This window comes from Bradyrhizobium sp., from assembly GCF_028868675.1.
Taxonomy (GTDB): domain Bacteria; phylum Pseudomonadota; class Alphaproteobacteria; order Rhizobiales; family Xanthobacteraceae; genus Bradyrhizobium.
On record NZ_JAGWUA010000007.1, the window covers coordinates 1 to 14,154 of the forward strand.

Here is a 14,154-nt window from a genome sequence, read left to right on the forward strand (position 1 = left end):
TCGGTGACGCGGCCCTGCGGGAAATTGTAGGTGCGGATGCGCTCGCTGCGGTCGCCGGAGCCGACCTTCTCCTTGCGGTCCGCCGAGCGCGCCGCCTCGACGCGCTGCCGTTCGGCGTCGTAGATGCGCGAGCGCAGGATGTTCATGGCCGACGCCCGATTCTTGTGTTGCGAGCGGCTGTCCTGCATCATCACGACGATGCCGGTCGGGATGTGGGTGATGCGGATCGCCGATTCCGTCTTGTTGACGTGCTGGCCGCCGGCGCCCTGCGCGCGCATGGTCTCGATCCGCAAGTCCTCGTTCTTGATGTCGACGTCGACGTCTTCGACCTCCGGCAGCACGGCGACCGTCGCGGCCGAGGTGTGGATGCGCCCTTGCGTCTCGGTGTCGGGCACCCGCTGCACCCGGTGCACGCCGGATTCGAACTTCAGCTTCGAGAACGCGCCGCGGCCCTGCACCTCCGCGACGATCTCCTTGTAGCCGCCGACCGTGCCTTCGCTCGCCGAGATGACGTCGACCTTCCAGCCCTGCAGACCGGCAAAGCGCTCGTACATCCGGAACAGGTCGCCGGCGAACAGCGAGGCCTCGTCGCCGCCGGTGCCGGCGCGGATCTCCAGCACCACGTTGCGGTCGTCCATGGCATCCTTGGGCAGGAGCGCAAGGCGGATCTTCTGCACGAGGTCGTCGATCTTCGGCGCCAGATCGCCGCGTTCGGCCTCCGCCATCGCGCGCATCTCGGCGTCGGTCGCGGGATCGGCGATCAGCGCCTCGGTGTCGGAGAGCTCCTTGACGGCAGCACGATAGGCCTTCACCGCCTCGATCAGCGGAGCGATCTCGGCGAGCTCGCGCGTGATCTGCACATAGCGCTCCGAGCTCACCTGGCCGAGCAGCTCGTTCTCGAGCGAAGCATGGTGCGCCAGCAGAACGTCCAGTTTGGCTTCGGGGAGTGACGGCATCGGGCAAGTCTCAAATGGCGAAAAGGAGCAGGGCGGGGCGGCGAAGACGGCCCGCTACAACGGCAGCCCTTCGGCCTCGGCAAACTCCGTCAGCTTCTGCCGGATCGGGACGGTGCCTGCGGGCGCATCCAGCAGCGGCCCGAGCATCGCCTCCGCCTTGCTGGCGTCGAGCTCGAGGATCATCGCCTTGACCGGTCCAAGCGCGGTCGCCGACAGCGACAGCGAGCGATAGCCCATCGCGATCAGCGCCAGCGCGCCGATTGGCTTGGAGGCCATCTCGCCGCACAGCGACACCGACTTCTTCGCCGCATTGGCCTTGCGCGCGATTTCGCGCAGCACGCGCAGGATCGGGGCCGACATGGTGTCGAAGCGCTCGGAGACCTTTGCGTTGCCGCGGTCGACCGCGAACAGGAACTGGAACAGGTCGTTGGAGCCGACCGAGATGAAGTCGACCTTGGTCAGGAGCTCGTCGAGCTGATAGAGCAGCGCCGGAACCTCGACCATGGTGCCGATGTCGATGCGCTCCGGCAGCGTATGGCCGTGCTGGCGCAGATAGGTCAGCTCGCGTTCGACCAGTGCCTTCGCGGCATCGAATTCCGCGACCTCCGAGATCATCGGGAACATCACCTTCAGCGCGCGGCCGCCGCCGGCGCGCAGCAGCGCGCGGATCTGGCCGCGCAACAGCCCCGGACGATCGAGACCGAGCCGGATCGCGCGCCAGCCGAGCGCGGGATTTTCCTCGATCACCGTCTCCATGTAGGGCAGCGCCTTGTCGCCGCCGATGTCGAGGGTGCGGAAGGTGACGGGTTTCGTGCCGGCGGCGTCGAGCACCGTGCGATAGAGCGTAAGCTGGTCGGACGTGCGCGGCAGGCTCTGCCCGACCATGAATTGCAGCTCGGTGCGGAACAGCCCGATGCCGGCGCTGCCGGTGTCGTCGATATGCGGCAGGTCGATGACGAGGCCGGCGTTGATCATCAGCTCGACCGGCTGGCCGTCTTTGGTGATGCAGGAGCGCTCGCGCAGCGCCAGATATTGCGCCTGGCGGCGGGCGCGGAAGCGCACGCGTTCGGCGTAGGCCGCCTCGATCTCCTGCGACGGCCGGATGTAGATCGAGCCGGAGGTGCCGTCGACGATGATGGCGTCGCCGGGGTCCGCAATGCCGGGCGCGTTCGGGATCTCGCCGACCGCAGGGATGCCGAGCGCGCGCGCCACGATCGAGACGTGAGAATTGGCGGTGCCCTCCTCCAGCACCAGGCCGCGCAGGCGCTTGCGGTCGTAGTCGAGCAGCGCCGCCGGTCCCATGGCGCGCGCGATCAGGATGGCGTTGTCGGGCAGCTGTTCGCGCGAGGGCGCGTGATCCTGGCCGACGAGCTGCCGCATCAGGCGGTGCCCGAGGTCCTCGAGGTCGTGCAGCCGGTCGCGCAGGTAAGGATCGGTGGAGCGCAGCATGCGGGCGCGGGTGTCGGACTGCACGCGCTCGACGGCGGCCTCCGCCGTCAGGCCCGTGGCGACCGCCTCGTGCAGCTTGTGCGACCAGCCCTGGTCGTTGGCGAACATCCGGTAGGCCTCGAGCACGTCGCGGTGCTCGCCGCCTTCGGCGACGTCGCCGCGCTCCAGCATGCGGTCGAGATCGGCGCGCAGCTTGGCGAGCGCGGTATCGAGCCGCTTGATCTCCTTGGGCAGGTCCTCGGCGATGTAGTTGTTGATGACGACGCGCGGCTCGTGCAGCACCACATGCCCGAGCGCGATGCCGTCCGACAGGATGGCGCCGGTCTTGTGCAGGGAGTGGCGCGCGGCGGGCTCGAGGCCCGGCTGCGCCAGCGCGGACAATTCGCCGGAAGCGATCAGCTCCGCCAGCACCATGGCGGTGGTCTGCAGCGCCTCCAGCTCCTCCTCGACATAGGTGCGCTTGGCGCGATTCTGCACCACCAGCACGCCGAGCGTATTGCCGGCGCGCAGGATCGGCACGCCGAGGAAGGAGTGGTAGATCTCTTCGCCGGTCTCGGGGCGGAACGAGAAGGCCGGGTGGCTCTGCGCGTCGCTCAGGTTGAGCGGGGTCGCTTCGCTGGCGACGAGGCCGACCAGGCCCTCATGGGCGCTCAGCACGGTATGGTGTACCGCCTCGCGATTCAGGCCCTCGGTGGCGTAGAGCTCGAGGGTGTTGTCGACGCGCAGCACGTAGACCGAGCAGACCTCGGCCACCATGTTGGCGGCGATCAAGACCACGATCTTGTCCAGCCGCTCCTGGGCCGAGACCTGCTCCGCCATGGTTTCGCGGAGCCGTCTCAACAAGACGCGGGGACCTCCCGACGTGCTCCGCATGTGCCGTCAATCTCCTCCACAGGCCCCGCCGGTTCCTGGCCGGGGGCTGGCCCAAAACTCCAGAAAAACAACACATTTGGTCATCCGGCGCCGGCGCAAGCCCAAATCTTCCCAAGACCAAATCCCAAGATTTGACGCCTGGACCGACGCAAGCGCCGCCTCAACCGGGGCACGGTCTGCGGCAGCCCACCCTGTTCGCCGTATAGCGAATCGAGGCTTGTTTTGCCAAGCAAAACGCTTGCCAGATGCGAAGGTGTGTACACCTTCGCAATGCTGCGGCCGCTAAGAGAAAATTCGTCTAAACCTGATCGAGACCGTAGAGCGTATGCAGCGTTCGCACCGCGAGTTCGGTATAGGCGGTGTCGATCAGGACCGAGAATTTGATCTCGGAGGTTGTAATGGCGCGGATGTTGATGTTCCGCGCAGCGAGCGCCGAGAACGCCTGGGCGGCGACGCCGGCATGGCTGCGCATGCCGCTGCCAATGACGGAAATCTTGGCGACGTCGGTGGCGCTGTCGAGCCGGGCGTAGCCGATCTTCGCCTTGGCGGCGGTAATGGTGTCCTTGGCGCGGACGTAGTCGGCGGCCGGCACCGTGAAGGTGAGATCGGTGGTCTTGCCGTCCTCGGAGACGTTCTGCACGATCATGTCGACGTTGATGTTGGCGTCCGCCAGCGGGCCGAAGATCGAGGCGGCAACCCCGGGCTTGTCCTGGATCTGGCGCACCGAGATCTGGGCCTCGTCCTTGGAGAAGGCGATGCCGGTGACGACGTGGCTTTCCATGATCTCCTCCTCGCTGCAGATCAGCGTGCCCGGCGGCTGGTTGGCGTGCGGGTCGATATCCTCGGGCTTGTCGAAGCTGGAGCGCACGAAGATCGGCATGTTGTGGACCATGCCGAGTTCCACCGAGCGCACCTGCAGCACCTTGGCGCCCTGGGACGCCAGTTCCAGCATGTCCTCGAACGCGATCTTGTCGAGCCGGCGCGCCTTCGGCACGATTCGCGGGTCCGTGGTGTAGACGCCGTCGACGTCGGTATAGATGTCGCAGCGGTCCGCCTTGATCGCGGCGGCGATCGCCACCGCCGAGGTGTCGGAGCCGCCGCGGCCGAGCGTGGTGATGCGGTTGGTCTGGGGATTGATGCCCTGGAAGCCGGCGACGACGGCGACTTCCTTCCGTTCCTTGAAGCGGTTGACGATCTCCTCGCCGTCGATGGCCTCGATCCGGGCCGAGGCATGGGCGTCGCTGGTCTTGATCGGAATCTGCCAGCCCTGCCAGGACCGCGCCTGGATGCCCATCCCCTGCAGCACGATCGCGAGCAGCCCCGAGGTGACCTGCTCGCCGGAGGCGACCACGGCGTCATATTCGCGCGCATCATGCATGGGGGACGCTTCGGTGCACCAGGCCACCAGCTCGTTGGTCTTGCCGGCCATCGCCGACACCACCACGGCAACCTCGTGCCCGGCGTCCACCTCACGCTTCACGTGGCGTGCGACGTTGCGGATACGCTCGATATTGGCGACGGACGTGCCGCCGAATTTCATCACGAGGCGGCTCATGACGACGCGTGCATTCCCCAGTAAGGATAAGTAAGGTGACCCGCGCTAGAACGCCGCGGATACCGACCGCGCGTATACAGAGCGGCGGCGCCGGGGGCAAGCCGGTTCCTGAAGTCGGCTCCCGCTCGTCCGGGGGGCGCAGAGTTGGGTTTATCGAGATCATGGCGCGGTATATCGACGAGATCCTGCAGCCCGGCGAGAAGGTGCTGTATTCGACCAATGCGCACTGGATCTTCTATGTCCCGGCCGTTTCGGCCTGGATCGCGGCCTTGATCCTGCTCGGCATGTCCCGGATGACCGTCGTCGAGGGCCTCGTGCTGCTGTGCCTGACGGCATCTGCCCTGGTGGCGTGCCTCGCCCTCTATCTGACCCTGAAGGGCTGGTTCCATCGCTGGACCACCGAGACCGACGTGACCAATTTCAGGGTCGTGCACAAGACCGGGTTCATCACCCGCAAGACCTTCGAAATGAGCCTCGACAAGGTGGAAAGCGTCGACGTCGACCAGTCCATCCTTGGGCGCATCTTCAACTATGGTGACGTGACGATTCGCGGAGTCGGCGAGGGCGTCGAGACGATCAGGACCATTGCCTCGCCGCTGGCGTTCCGCAATTCCATCACCACGCGGTAGGACGGCGCGTTCCATGAGCATGCAGCAAGATAGTTCCGGTCAGGGGTTGACCGCACGAGGGTCGACCGTCGACGCCGCCGAGGTCGCGAAATTCTCGAAACTCTCGGCCGAGTGGTGGGATCCGAAGGGCAAGATGGCGCCCCTTCACAAGATCAACCCGCTGCGGCTCGGCTACATCCGCGATGCCGCCTGCCGCAAGTTCGAGCGCAATGTGCGCAGCCTCAACTGCCTGTCCGGCCTGCGCCTGCTCGACATCGGCTGCGGTGCGGGCCTCTTGTGCGAGCCGCTGTCGCGCCTGGGCGCGCAGGTGATCGGCATCGATCCCTCCGCGAGCAACATCGCCGCCGCCAAGCTGCATGCCGACAAGGGGCATCTGTCGATCGACTACCGCTGCACCACGGTGGAGGAGACCGACCCGCGCGAGCGCTTCGACATCGTGCTGGCCATGGAGGTAGTCGAGCACGTCACCGACGTCGGCGCGTTCCTGGCGCGCTGCGCCGCCATGCTGAAGCCGAACGGGCTGATGGTGGTTTCGACGCTCAACCGCAACTGGAAGAGCTTTGCGCTCGCCATCGTCGGTGCCGAATACGTCCTGCGCTGGCTGCCGCGCGGCACCCACGAGTGGAACAAGTTCGTCACCCCCGACGAGCTCGCAAAGTACCTGCTCGACAGCCGCCTCGTCATCACCGAGCAGTCCGGCGTCGTCTACAGCCCCTTCGCCGACAAATGGAGCCTCTCCGCCGACACGGACGTGAACTACATGGTCGTGGCGGAAGGAATGGTGTGAGGGGCGTGAGTCGCGTGCCCCAGCGACAGTGTCGTCCCTGCGAACGCAGGGACCCATAGCCACCGGCTGCTGTTGTTGAACGAGGTAGGCGCCCAGTCATGTACTACGTCTACATCCTCGCCAGTCGCCGTCACGGGACGCTGTACATCGGTGTAACCAACTCGCTGCAGAAGCGACTGGAAGAACACCGAGCCGGCAAGGGCTCTGAATTTGTCAGGAAGTACGGCGTGTATCGCCTCGTGTATGCGGAGACCTATGAACGGGCAGAAGACGCGATCGCCCGAGAAAAGCAACTGAAGCGCTGGAAGCGCGATTGGAAGATCGAGTTGATCGAGCGCGACAATCTCGAATGGCGTGATCTCAGCGATCTACTGGTCTGATGTGACAGACAGGCCGAGCCAATTTTTCGGTGTCGTCCCTGCGAACGCGGGGACCCCTACCGCGGAATCTATCATGTGTGCGCGGCGGGTGGATGCGTAGCTGATCGCCTTCGCAAGAACTCTGTCCTGGGGTTATGGGTCCCTGCGTTCGCAGGGACGACAGTTGAGTTTATTGCGCGGGCATCGCTCCCATGACGTACCTGAGGTTGACCTGATAATCTGCTCCCGGCAGGTTGTCGCGGCATTCCTCGTTGCCACGTCTCCATCCCCACCCATGCTCACGATCGCCAGCCTCTGGATTCCCTTCACCATCGTCGCTGCGCTCGGGCAGGTCGCGCGCAATGCGATGCAGCGGTCGCTGACGGGGCCGCTCGGCACCTGGGGCGCGACCAATATCCGCTTCCTGTTCGGCTTTCCGTTCTCGGTGCTGTTCTATGCGACGGTGCTCGTCGTCTCCGGCGATCATGTCACGACGCCGCCTTCGATGTTCTGGCCGTGGCTGCTCCTGGGCGCGCTCAGCCAGATCCTCGCCACCGGGCTGATGCTGGTCGCGATGAACACCCGTTCCTTCGTGGTGACGACCGCCTACCTCAAGACCGAGGCGATTCAGACCGCGATCTTCGGCTTCGTCTTCCTCGGCGATCACCTGACCTGGCTGAAGGTGCTGGCGATCGTGATCGCCACGGTCGGCGTCGTCATCACCGCGCTCAGGCCCGGCGGCGAGAAGAGCTTTGCGGAATTGAAGCCGACCATCATCGGCCTGGTCGCGGCCGCGGCCTTCGCGCTGTCGGCGGTCGGTTTTCGCGGCGCGATCATCACGGTGCCCGGCGTCTCCTTCGTCACGGCCGCGTCGTTCACGCTGGTGCTGGGGCTGTTCGTGCAGACGCTGGTGCTGACGGTCTACCTGCTCTCGCGCGCGCCAAAAATCCTGCAGGACATCCTGAGGCTCTGGAAGCCGTCGATGCTCGCCGGCTTCACGGGCGCCTTTGCCTCGCAGTTCTGGTTCCTGTCGTTCGCGCTGACGGCCGCCGCCAACGTCCGCACGCTCGCGCTGGTCGAGGTGCTGTTCGCGCAAGGCGTGGCCTACTACTCGTTCAAGCAGCCGATCTCTGCGCGCGAGCTCGCAGGCATCGTGCTGATCGTGATCGGCGTCGCGGTGCTGGTGGGGGCGTGACGCTCCGCGTCAATTCCTGTCTTCGGGCAGGGTCGGCAGCGGCGAGACCTCGATGCCTTCGTCGATCAGGGCCTTGGCCTCGCCGGGCGAGGCCTCTCCGTAGATCGGGCGATGCTCCTTGTCGCCGTAATGCATCGCACGCGCCTCGTTGGGGAAGCGCTCGCCGACATTGTCGGCGTTCTTGACGATGTGATCGCGCAATTCCTTCAGCTTGGCGCGCAGGTCGCGTTCCTGCGCCATCATCAGCGATGTCGGCGCCTGCTGCGGAGCCTCGGCTGGCTTCGCGGGCGCGGGCTCCTGCGCCGGCTCGCGACCCTTCTTGCCGACGATGCGCGGCGCCATGATCGCCTTGTCGACCTTGGCCGAGCCGCAGACCGGACAGGTCACGAGCTTGCGCTTGACCTGCTGCTCGTAGGCCGAGGAGTTTTGGAACCAGCTCTCGAACTCGTGGCTGCGGTCGCAGCGGAGCGTGTAGCGGATCATGCCGATCCCCGCACCAGGTGCAGATGGTCCGGGCCGGCCTTGGGATCGGCGACGCCGAAGCGGCGGCCATGCTGCAGCGAGGGGATGGCTTTCCGCGCGGTCTCGACCTTGGTCGGGTCGATCCTGGCCATGATGATGCCGGGCTCGACATCGCCTTCGGCGAGAATCTCGCCCCAGGGGTCGATGATGAGCGAGTGGCCGTAGGTCTCGCGCTTGTTCTCGTGCAGGCCTGCTTGCGCGGCTGCGAACACGAAGCAGCCGGTCTCGATGGCGCGCGCGCGCAGCAGCACGTGCCAGTGCGCTTCCCCGGTCTTGCGGGTGAAGGCGGAGGGAATGGCGAGGAACGAGGCGCCGCTCTCGGCGAGAGCGCGATAGAGCGCGGGGAAGCGCAGATCGTAGCAGATCGTGAGCCCGATGCGGCCCCAGGGCAGGTCGGAGATCACGGCCGTCTCGCCCGGCTGGTAGTTCGCGGACTCCCGGTAGCTCTCGCCGTCCGGCAGCTCGATGTCGAACATGTGGATCTTGTCATAGCTCGCGAGCAGGCCGCCGTCGGGCCCGATCAGGAAGGAGCGGTTGACCGCCTTCTCCGGCGAGAACCGGAGCGCCAGCGAGCCGACATGCAGATGGATGTTCAATTCGGCCGCGAGCGCGCGATAGGCCCTGAGCGATTTGTCGTCCTCTTCGGTCGCGAGCTGCTCGAACAGCGCCTTGCGGTTCGCCTGCATCATGTTGCTGACTTCGGGCGTCTGCACGTAGTCGGCGCCGGCCGCGGCCGCCTGGCGGATCAGCTTGGTCGCCTGCTCCAGGCTCGGCTCGGGCAGGAGCGAGGTGCGCATCTGCACCATGGCCGCCTTGAAGGTAGGATCGTCGCTCATGAGGTCGCCCTCACGCTGGACAACAATCCATCGAGCTTGCCTTCGCGGTCGAGCGCGTAGAGATCGTCGCAGCCCCCGACATGGGTCTCGCCGATCCATATCTGCGGAAAGGTCGCGCCCGCGCCGGCGCGGTTGTACATGGCCTCCCGCCAGGACGGATCCTTGGCAACATCGAACTCGATGAAGGCTGCGTTCTTGCGGGTCAGCAGCGATTTTGCCGCGGAACAATAGCCGCAGCCCGGCCTGGTGTAGATCTCGACAGCAGAGGTCATCTCGCCTGGCGCTCTCATTTCGTGAATTATTTGAATTATATGGGACGCGACCCGCCGTCCACAACCCGGGCGAACACCAGCGCGTCGACCTGGGCCGCCTTGGCCCGCAGCAAGGCCCGCGCGCAGGCGTCCAGCGTGGCGCCGGAGGTCAGGACATCGTCGACCAGGACGATGCGACGGCCCTGGACCTCCGATTGACGGTCGGCGGATACCTGGAATGCGCCCTGCACATTGGTGGCGCGCTGGGCGCGCGACAACCCGATCTGCTGCTCGGTCGCGCGCACCCGCCGCAGCACGTCGCCTCTCGCCTTGACCCCGCTGTGCCGTGCGATGATTCGCGCGAGCGCGCCGGACTGATTGTAGCGGCGGCGCCATGCCCGCCGCCAATGCAGCGGCACCGGGATCAGCATGTCGGCATCGGTCAGGAGTTCGCGGCCGGCGCGCGCCATCCAGCGGCCCATGGCGGGCGCGAGATCGGTGCGGTCCTGATATTTGAGTGCATGCACCAGCGTGCGGGCGACGTCGTCGTAGCGCACCGCGGCTCGCGCGCGTTGGTAGGCCGGTGGGTTGGCGATCGCCTCCATCGACAGCATGTCCGGACCGGGATCGTAGACGAAGGGGATGCCGAGCCGTGGGCAGTAGGGCGGCGCGATGAAGGAGAGCCTGGCCCAGCACGCCGCGCAGACGCCTTCGCCGTCGACCGGCTCGCGGCAGGACACGCACAGCGTCGGCAGCGCGATGTCGAGCGCAAGCCGCGCGGTCTGCGACAGCAAATGACGGCCGGCCACGAGCGCGCCGCGCCAATGACGAACGATGGAACGGGACGGGATGCTGTCGGCCTCCATGGCGGAAAGGCTAGCGCCGCGTCACGGCCTGCTCAAGCGCCGGATTGCCAGAGCCGTCGGGATCGGCGTAACCAGCGTCATGGCCTCGCCCGTACAAGCACCCCCCGTCCTGTTCGACCGCGCATTGCTGCACGCCCGGCAGCGCCGCGCGCGGGCGCTGGGGCCGGCGACGTTCCTGCTGGACCGGGTCGACGAGGACATGGCCGACCGGCTCGCCGCGGTGAAGCGGGATTTTCCCGACGCGGCCGATCTGTGGACGCCGGGCGAGGGCGTCTCGGCGCTGCGCGGCCGCGCATCAGTGCAGCGGATCGCCCTCGATGAGACCGGCGAGGAACGGCTGCCCCTGGCGCCCGAGACGCTCGACCTCGTCGCCTCGGCGCTCGCTCTGCAGTTCGTCAACGATCTGCCCGGCGTGCTCGCCCAGGTCCGCCGCGCGCTGAGGCCAGACGGCCTCCTGCTCGCGGCGATGATCGGCGGCGACAGCCTGATCGAACTGCGGCAGGCCTTTGCCGCTGCCGAAGCCGAGTGCGAGGGCGGGGTGTCGCCGCGGGTGGCGCCGTTCGCCGACCTGCGCGACATCGGCGCGCTCTTGCAGCGGGCGGGTTTCGCGCTGCCGGTCACCGACGTCGACCGCGTCGTGGTGCGCTATTCCAATGCTTTCGCCCTGATGCAGGATCTTCGGCGCATGGGGGCGGCCAATGTGCTGATCGAACGGCGGCGCACCCTGACGCGGCGGACCACGATGCTGCGCATGGCCGAAATCTATGCGGGACGGTTCGCCGATCCGGATGGCCGCATCCGCGCCACCTTCGACGTGGTCTGGCTGTCCGGCTGGGCGCCGCATGCGAGCCAGCAGCAGCCGCTGAAGCCCGGCTCGGCCAAGGCGAGCCTTGCGGACGCGGTGAGGAAGGCAAAGCGCGACTGACGTGTCCCGAACGCGCTGCAGCGCGTTTGCGCTGCTGCGCAGATCCGGGAAGCTCTCACATCAACAGATCGATGAGATGCGGGATCAGCGGGATGTCTGCTGGCGGCATCGGATAGTCGCGCAGCTTGTTGGTGCGGACCCAGGCGAGGGTCTGGCCCTCGCGGGCGACCACCAGCCCTTCCCAGCGACGGCAGATGTAGAGCGGCATCAGGAGGTGAAAGCTCTCGTAGGCGTGGCTGGCAAAGGTCAGCGGCGCGAGGCACGGCTCGCTGACGGAAATGCCGAGCTCCTCGTGCAGCTCGCGGATCAAGGTCTGTTCCGGCCGCTCGCCGGGCTCGATCTTGCCGCCGGGAAACTCCCACAGCCCGGCCAGCGTCTTGCCCTCGGGCCGCTGCGCGATCAGCACGCGCTTGTCGGCGTCGACCAGGGCGCAGGCCACGACCAGGGTCAGTTTGAGATCGGCCATGCGCGTCGGCTCGGAATGGCTGGGACTACGATCGGTAGTCGCCGTTGATCGCGACGTATTCCTTGGTGAGGTCGCAGGTCAGCACGCGGTCGCGGCCCTTGCCGAGCCCGAGCGAGACCTTGATCGCGACCTTCGGCGCCTTCATCGCCTCCGACACCTCTGCCTCGTCATAGGACGGATCGCGCGCGCCGCTCTTGGCGACGCGGATGCCGTTGAAGGCGATCGAAAGCTTGTCGCGGTTGGCGGGCTCGCCGGCCTTGCCGACCGCCATCACCACGCGGCCCCAATTGGCGTCCTCGCCGGCGATCGCGGTCTTCACCAGCGGCGAGTTCGCGATCGACATCGCGATCCTGCGCGCGGAGGCCTTCGACACCGCGCCTTCCACCGTGATCTCGACCAGCTTGCGCGCGCCTTCGCCGTCGCGCGCCACCTGCTCGGCGAGATCGCCCAGCACCTCGCGGAACGCCTTGACGAAGGCCTTGAGGCGCGGGTCGCCGGCGCGGCTGATTTTTGGCGCGCCATGCGCCGCGGCGGCACCGGTCGCGAATGCCAGCAGCGTATCCGAGGTCGAGGTGTCGCCGTCGATGGTCACGGCGTTGAAGGTGTCCTCGACGCCGCTCCTGAGCAGCGCCTGCAGTGCGGCGGGCGCGATCGGCGCGTCGGTGAAGACGAACGACAGCATGGTCGCCATATCAGGCATGATCATGCCGGCGCCCTTGGCCATGCCGTTGATGGTCACCCTGGCCTTGCCCAGCTTCACGGTCCTGGTCGCAACCTTCGGGAAGGTGTCGGTGGTCATGATCGCTCTGGCCGCAGCCATCCAGTCGCCGGGCTCGGCGATGTCGGCGAGCCGTCCGAGCACGCCGTTGAACTTGCTGGCGTCCAGCGGCTCGCCGATCACGCCGGTCGAGGCCAGGAAGATCTCGTTCTGGCTGCAGCCGACGGCCTTGGCGGCGATCGCGGCGGTGAGCGCGGTGGACTGGCGGCCGGTCTTGCCGGTGAAGGCGTTGGCATTGCCGGAATTGACGACGAGGGCGCGCGCCTTGCCGCCTCTCAGCTTGGCGCGGCACCATTCCACCGGCGCCGAGGGGCACTTCGACTTCGTGAAGACGCCGGCGACCGCGGTGCCCTTGTCCATCACCGCGAGCAGCACGTCGGTGCGGTTCTTGTAGCGGATGCCGGCCTCGGCGGTGGCGAGCCTGACGCCCGCGATCGCGGGCATGGCGGGAACGTCCGTGGGAGCGAGCGGGGAGACGGTGGAGGACATGGAAATGATTCCGGCAAATGACATCGTCATGGCGGGGCCTGTCCCGGCCATCCACGATCCTTTCCCGCCATGAGAGGCCTCAAAGACGTGGATGCCCGGCGCGAGGCCGGGCATGACGTCAAACTACTGAAGTTCGTGCGCGAAGTCGATTTACTTCTTCGCCGGCGGCGCCATCTTGTTGTCGGCGGGCTTGGGCGCGTCCTTCGCGGTGTCCTTGGCCGCATCGGCGGCCGGCTTGTCCAGGCGCTCGACCTTGGCGGCCTCGCGCAGCTTGGCGACGTAGTCGGCCTGGGCCTTGCGGGTGACGTAGGTCTCGATCTGGCCCTTGACCTGATCGAATTCCGGCGCCTTGCGGGCACGCTTCTCCTCGACCTTGATGATGTGCCAGCCGAACTGCGACTTCACGGGGTCGGAGATCTTGCCGGGCTCGAGCGTGAACGCAACGGCCGAGAATTCCGGCACCATCTGCTCCTTGGTGAAGAAGCCGAGGTCGCCGCCGTCGGCCGAGCCCGGATCCTTGGACTTCTTCTTGGCGAGCTCGGCGAAATCGGCGCCCTTGTCGAGCTCCGCCTTCACCGCCTTGGCCTCGTCCTCGGTCTCGACCAGGATGTGGCGGGCGCGCACCTCCTGCTCGCCGGTGATCTGCTTGGAAGCCTCGTCATAGACCTTCTTCATGGCGTCGTCGGTGGTCGCGGCCTTGCCTTCGCTGGCGAGCAGGCTGTCCATCAGCAGGCGGTTGCGCGCGAAGGCGAGGCGCTTCTTGAACTCCTCGCTGTCGCCGACCTTCTTGTCCTCGGCGGCCTTGGCGACGATCTTCATGTCGATCAGGAAGGCCAGCACGTTCTCGTCCTTGGTCGCCGGATCCATCTGAGCCAGGCTCGGTCCGAGCTCCTCCTCGGCGAGCGCCACGTCGCTCTTCTTGATCTCGGCACCGTTGACCTTGGCCAGCACCGGATCGTCGGCAGCCCGAACCGGGCTGGCGGCGAGCGCCAGGGTCATCGCCAGGCCGAGGCATCCCGCCAGAGCAGAGGCAAGACGGAAGCGCTGGCCGGTGGTTGCCGGGAACGAGGTGGTCATGGAAGATCCTTATGTTGAAGCAGGGTGCTCGAGCGGGGCGGACACTCGCCCAATCGGGGGGCCTTGGCAACGCGAAAAGTCTGTCAAAATGATGATTTGGCGGCGTTCCGGTCGCCGTTGACAAGGCCCCGACCCGGCCAT

At 66.7% G+C, this 14,154-nt stretch carries 15 protein-coding genes; 5 read left to right on the forward strand and 10 right to left on the reverse strand.

What is annotated here, in order from left to right; translation table 11 throughout:
• From prfA to KGM94_RS01925, 3 genes are all read right to left on the reverse strand, one after another.
• On the reverse strand, positions 1-956 hold a 956-nt coding region (prfA, locus tag KGM94_RS01915), incomplete at its 3' end, for a peptide chain release factor 1 (protein WP_300254313.1).
• 54 nt (positions 957-1,010) lie between these two features.
• Complete coding sequence (ptsP, locus tag KGM94_RS01920; RefSeq protein WP_300254315.1) at positions 1,011-3,278, reverse strand: phosphoenolpyruvate--protein phosphotransferase; 2,268 nt, start codon at positions 3,276-3,278, stop codon at positions 1,011-1,013.
• Positions 3,279-3,576: 298 nt separating this feature from the next.
• Entirely contained in the window at positions 3,577-4,833 is a 1,257-nt protein-coding gene (locus KGM94_RS01925; protein ID WP_300254317.1) for an aspartate kinase, read from the reverse strand.
• A gap of 161 nt (positions 4,834-4,994) precedes the next feature.
• On the opposite strand from KGM94_RS01925, the gene KGM94_RS01930 reads away from it, so the two are divergent.
• The 4 genes from KGM94_RS01930 (at position 4,995) to KGM94_RS01945 (ending at position 7,803) form a co-directional block, all read left to right on the forward strand.
• Positions 4,995-5,462 carry a PH domain-containing protein gene (locus tag KGM94_RS01930; protein WP_300254319.1) on the forward strand — a complete coding sequence of 156 codons (468 nt, stop codon included), beginning with the start codon at positions 4,995-4,997 and terminating at the stop codon, positions 5,460-5,462.
• A gap of 13 nt (positions 5,463-5,475) precedes the next feature.
• Positions 5,476-6,249, forward strand: a complete 774-nt coding sequence (gene ubiG / locus KGM94_RS01935) for a bifunctional 2-polyprenyl-6-hydroxyphenol methylase/3-demethylubiquinol 3-O-methyltransferase UbiG (RefSeq protein ID WP_300254322.1) — start codon at positions 5,476-5,478, stop codon at positions 6,247-6,249.
• Positions 6,250-6,347: 98 nt separating this feature from the next.
• The gene (locus KGM94_RS01940; protein ID WP_300254325.1) at positions 6,348-6,629 is read left to right on the forward strand and encodes a GIY-YIG nuclease family protein; all 282 of its coding nucleotides are present in this window, start codon (positions 6,348-6,350) and stop codon (positions 6,627-6,629) included.
• A 274-nt stretch (positions 6,630-6,903) separates the two neighbouring features.
• Entirely contained in the window at positions 6,904-7,803 is a 900-nt protein-coding gene (locus KGM94_RS01945; RefSeq protein WP_300254328.1) for an EamA family transporter, read from the forward strand.
• Between the two features lie 9 nt (positions 7,804-7,812).
• Here the strand turns inward: KGM94_RS01945 and KGM94_RS01950 are convergent, their stop codons facing one another.
• Genes KGM94_RS01950 through KGM94_RS01965 form a run of 4 tightly spaced genes read right to left on the reverse strand, consistent with a single transcriptional unit; the run spans position 7,813 to position 10,278 of the window.
• Complete coding sequence (locus tag KGM94_RS01950) at positions 7,813-8,286, reverse strand: DUF1178 family protein (RefSeq protein ID WP_300254330.1); 474 nt, start codon at positions 8,284-8,286, stop codon at positions 7,813-7,815.
• Complete coding sequence (locus tag KGM94_RS01955) at positions 8,283-9,161, reverse strand: carbon-nitrogen hydrolase family protein (RefSeq protein ID WP_300254332.1); 879 nt, start codon at positions 9,159-9,161, stop codon at positions 8,283-8,285. The genes KGM94_RS01950 and KGM94_RS01955 overlap by 4 nt, the downstream gene beginning before the upstream one ends.
• Positions 9,158-9,433: a glutaredoxin 3 gene (grxC, locus tag KGM94_RS01960; protein WP_300254334.1), complete on the reverse strand. Its 276-nt coding sequence runs from the start codon at positions 9,431-9,433 to the stop codon at positions 9,158-9,160. The genes KGM94_RS01955 and grxC overlap by 4 nt, the downstream gene beginning before the upstream one ends.
• Before the next feature lie 35 nt (positions 9,434-9,468).
• Entirely contained in the window at positions 9,469-10,278 is an 810-nt protein-coding gene (locus KGM94_RS01965; protein WP_300254336.1) for a ComF family protein, read from the reverse strand.
• Between the two features lie 79 nt (positions 10,279-10,357).
• Between KGM94_RS01965 and KGM94_RS01970 the strand changes: the two genes are divergently transcribed.
• Positions 10,358-11,203 carry a methyltransferase domain-containing protein gene (locus KGM94_RS01970; RefSeq protein WP_300254422.1) on the forward strand — a complete coding sequence of 282 codons (846 nt, stop codon included), beginning with the start codon at positions 10,358-10,360 and terminating at the stop codon, positions 11,201-11,203.
• Between the two features lie 55 nt (positions 11,204-11,258).
• On the opposite strand, the gene KGM94_RS01975 is transcribed toward KGM94_RS01970, so the two are convergent.
• The 3 genes from KGM94_RS01975 to KGM94_RS01985 form a co-directional block, all read right to left on the reverse strand.
• Positions 11,259-11,669, reverse strand: coding sequence for a (deoxy)nucleoside triphosphate pyrophosphohydrolase (locus tag KGM94_RS01975; protein WP_300254339.1), 411 nt, complete (start codon positions 11,667-11,669; stop codon positions 11,259-11,261).
• A 25-nt stretch (positions 11,670-11,694) separates the two neighbouring features.
• A complete protein-coding gene (gene argJ, locus KGM94_RS01980) occupies positions 11,695-12,936 on the reverse strand; it encodes a bifunctional glutamate N-acetyltransferase/amino-acid acetyltransferase ArgJ (RefSeq protein WP_300254342.1) in 1,242 nt (413 codons plus the stop codon).
• Positions 12,937-13,086: 150 nt separating this feature from the next.
• Positions 13,087-14,013, reverse strand: coding sequence for a peptidylprolyl isomerase (locus KGM94_RS01985; protein ID WP_300254344.1), 927 nt, complete (start codon positions 14,011-14,013; stop codon positions 13,087-13,089).
• Positions 14,014-14,154 lie beyond the last annotated feature (141 nt).

Excerpts from the sequence above, each read along its gene's own strand:
- ptsP (WP_300254315.1), bottom strand. The coding sequence starts at position 3,278 with ATGCGGAGCACGTCGGGAGGTCCCCGCGTCTTGTTGAGACGGCTCCGC.
- KGM94_RS01925 (WP_300254317.1), bottom strand. The coding sequence starts at position 4,833 with ATGAGCCGCCTCGTGATGAAATTCGGCGGCACGTCCGTCGCCAATATC.
- KGM94_RS01930 (WP_300254319.1), top strand. The coding sequence starts at position 4,995 with ATGGCGCGGTATATCGACGAGATCCTGCAGCCCGGCGAGAAGGTGCTG.
- ubiG (WP_300254322.1), top strand. The coding sequence starts at position 5,476 with ATGAGCATGCAGCAAGATAGTTCCGGTCAGGGGTTGACCGCACGAGGG.
- KGM94_RS01940 (WP_300254325.1), top strand. The coding sequence starts at position 6,348 with ATGTACTACGTCTACATCCTCGCCAGTCGCCGTCACGGGACGCTGTAC.
- KGM94_RS01945 (WP_300254328.1), top strand. The coding sequence starts at position 6,904 with ATGCTCACGATCGCCAGCCTCTGGATTCCCTTCACCATCGTCGCTGCG.
- KGM94_RS01950 (WP_300254330.1), bottom strand. The coding sequence starts at position 8,286 with ATGATCCGCTACACGCTCCGCTGCGACCGCAGCCACGAGTTCGAGAGC.
- KGM94_RS01955 (WP_300254332.1), bottom strand. The coding sequence starts at position 9,161 with ATGAGCGACGATCCTACCTTCAAGGCGGCCATGGTGCAGATGCGCACC.
- grxC (WP_300254334.1), bottom strand. The coding sequence starts at position 9,433 with ATGACCTCTGCTGTCGAGATCTACACCAGGCCGGGCTGCGGCTATTGT.
- KGM94_RS01965 (WP_300254336.1), bottom strand. The coding sequence starts at position 10,278 with ATGGAGGCCGACAGCATCCCGTCCCGTTCCATCGTTCGTCATTGGCGC.
- KGM94_RS01970 (WP_300254422.1), top strand. The coding sequence starts at position 10,358 with ATGGCCTCGCCCGTACAAGCACCCCCCGTCCTGTTCGACCGCGCATTG.
- KGM94_RS01975 (WP_300254339.1), bottom strand. The coding sequence starts at position 11,669 with ATGGCCGATCTCAAACTGACCCTGGTCGTGGCCTGCGCCCTGGTCGAC.
- argJ (WP_300254342.1), bottom strand. The coding sequence starts at position 12,936 with ATGTCCTCCACCGTCTCCCCGCTCGCTCCCACGGACGTTCCCGCCATG.
- KGM94_RS01985 (WP_300254344.1), bottom strand. The coding sequence starts at position 14,013 with ATGACCACCTCGTTCCCGGCAACCACCGGCCAGCGCTTCCGTCTTGCC.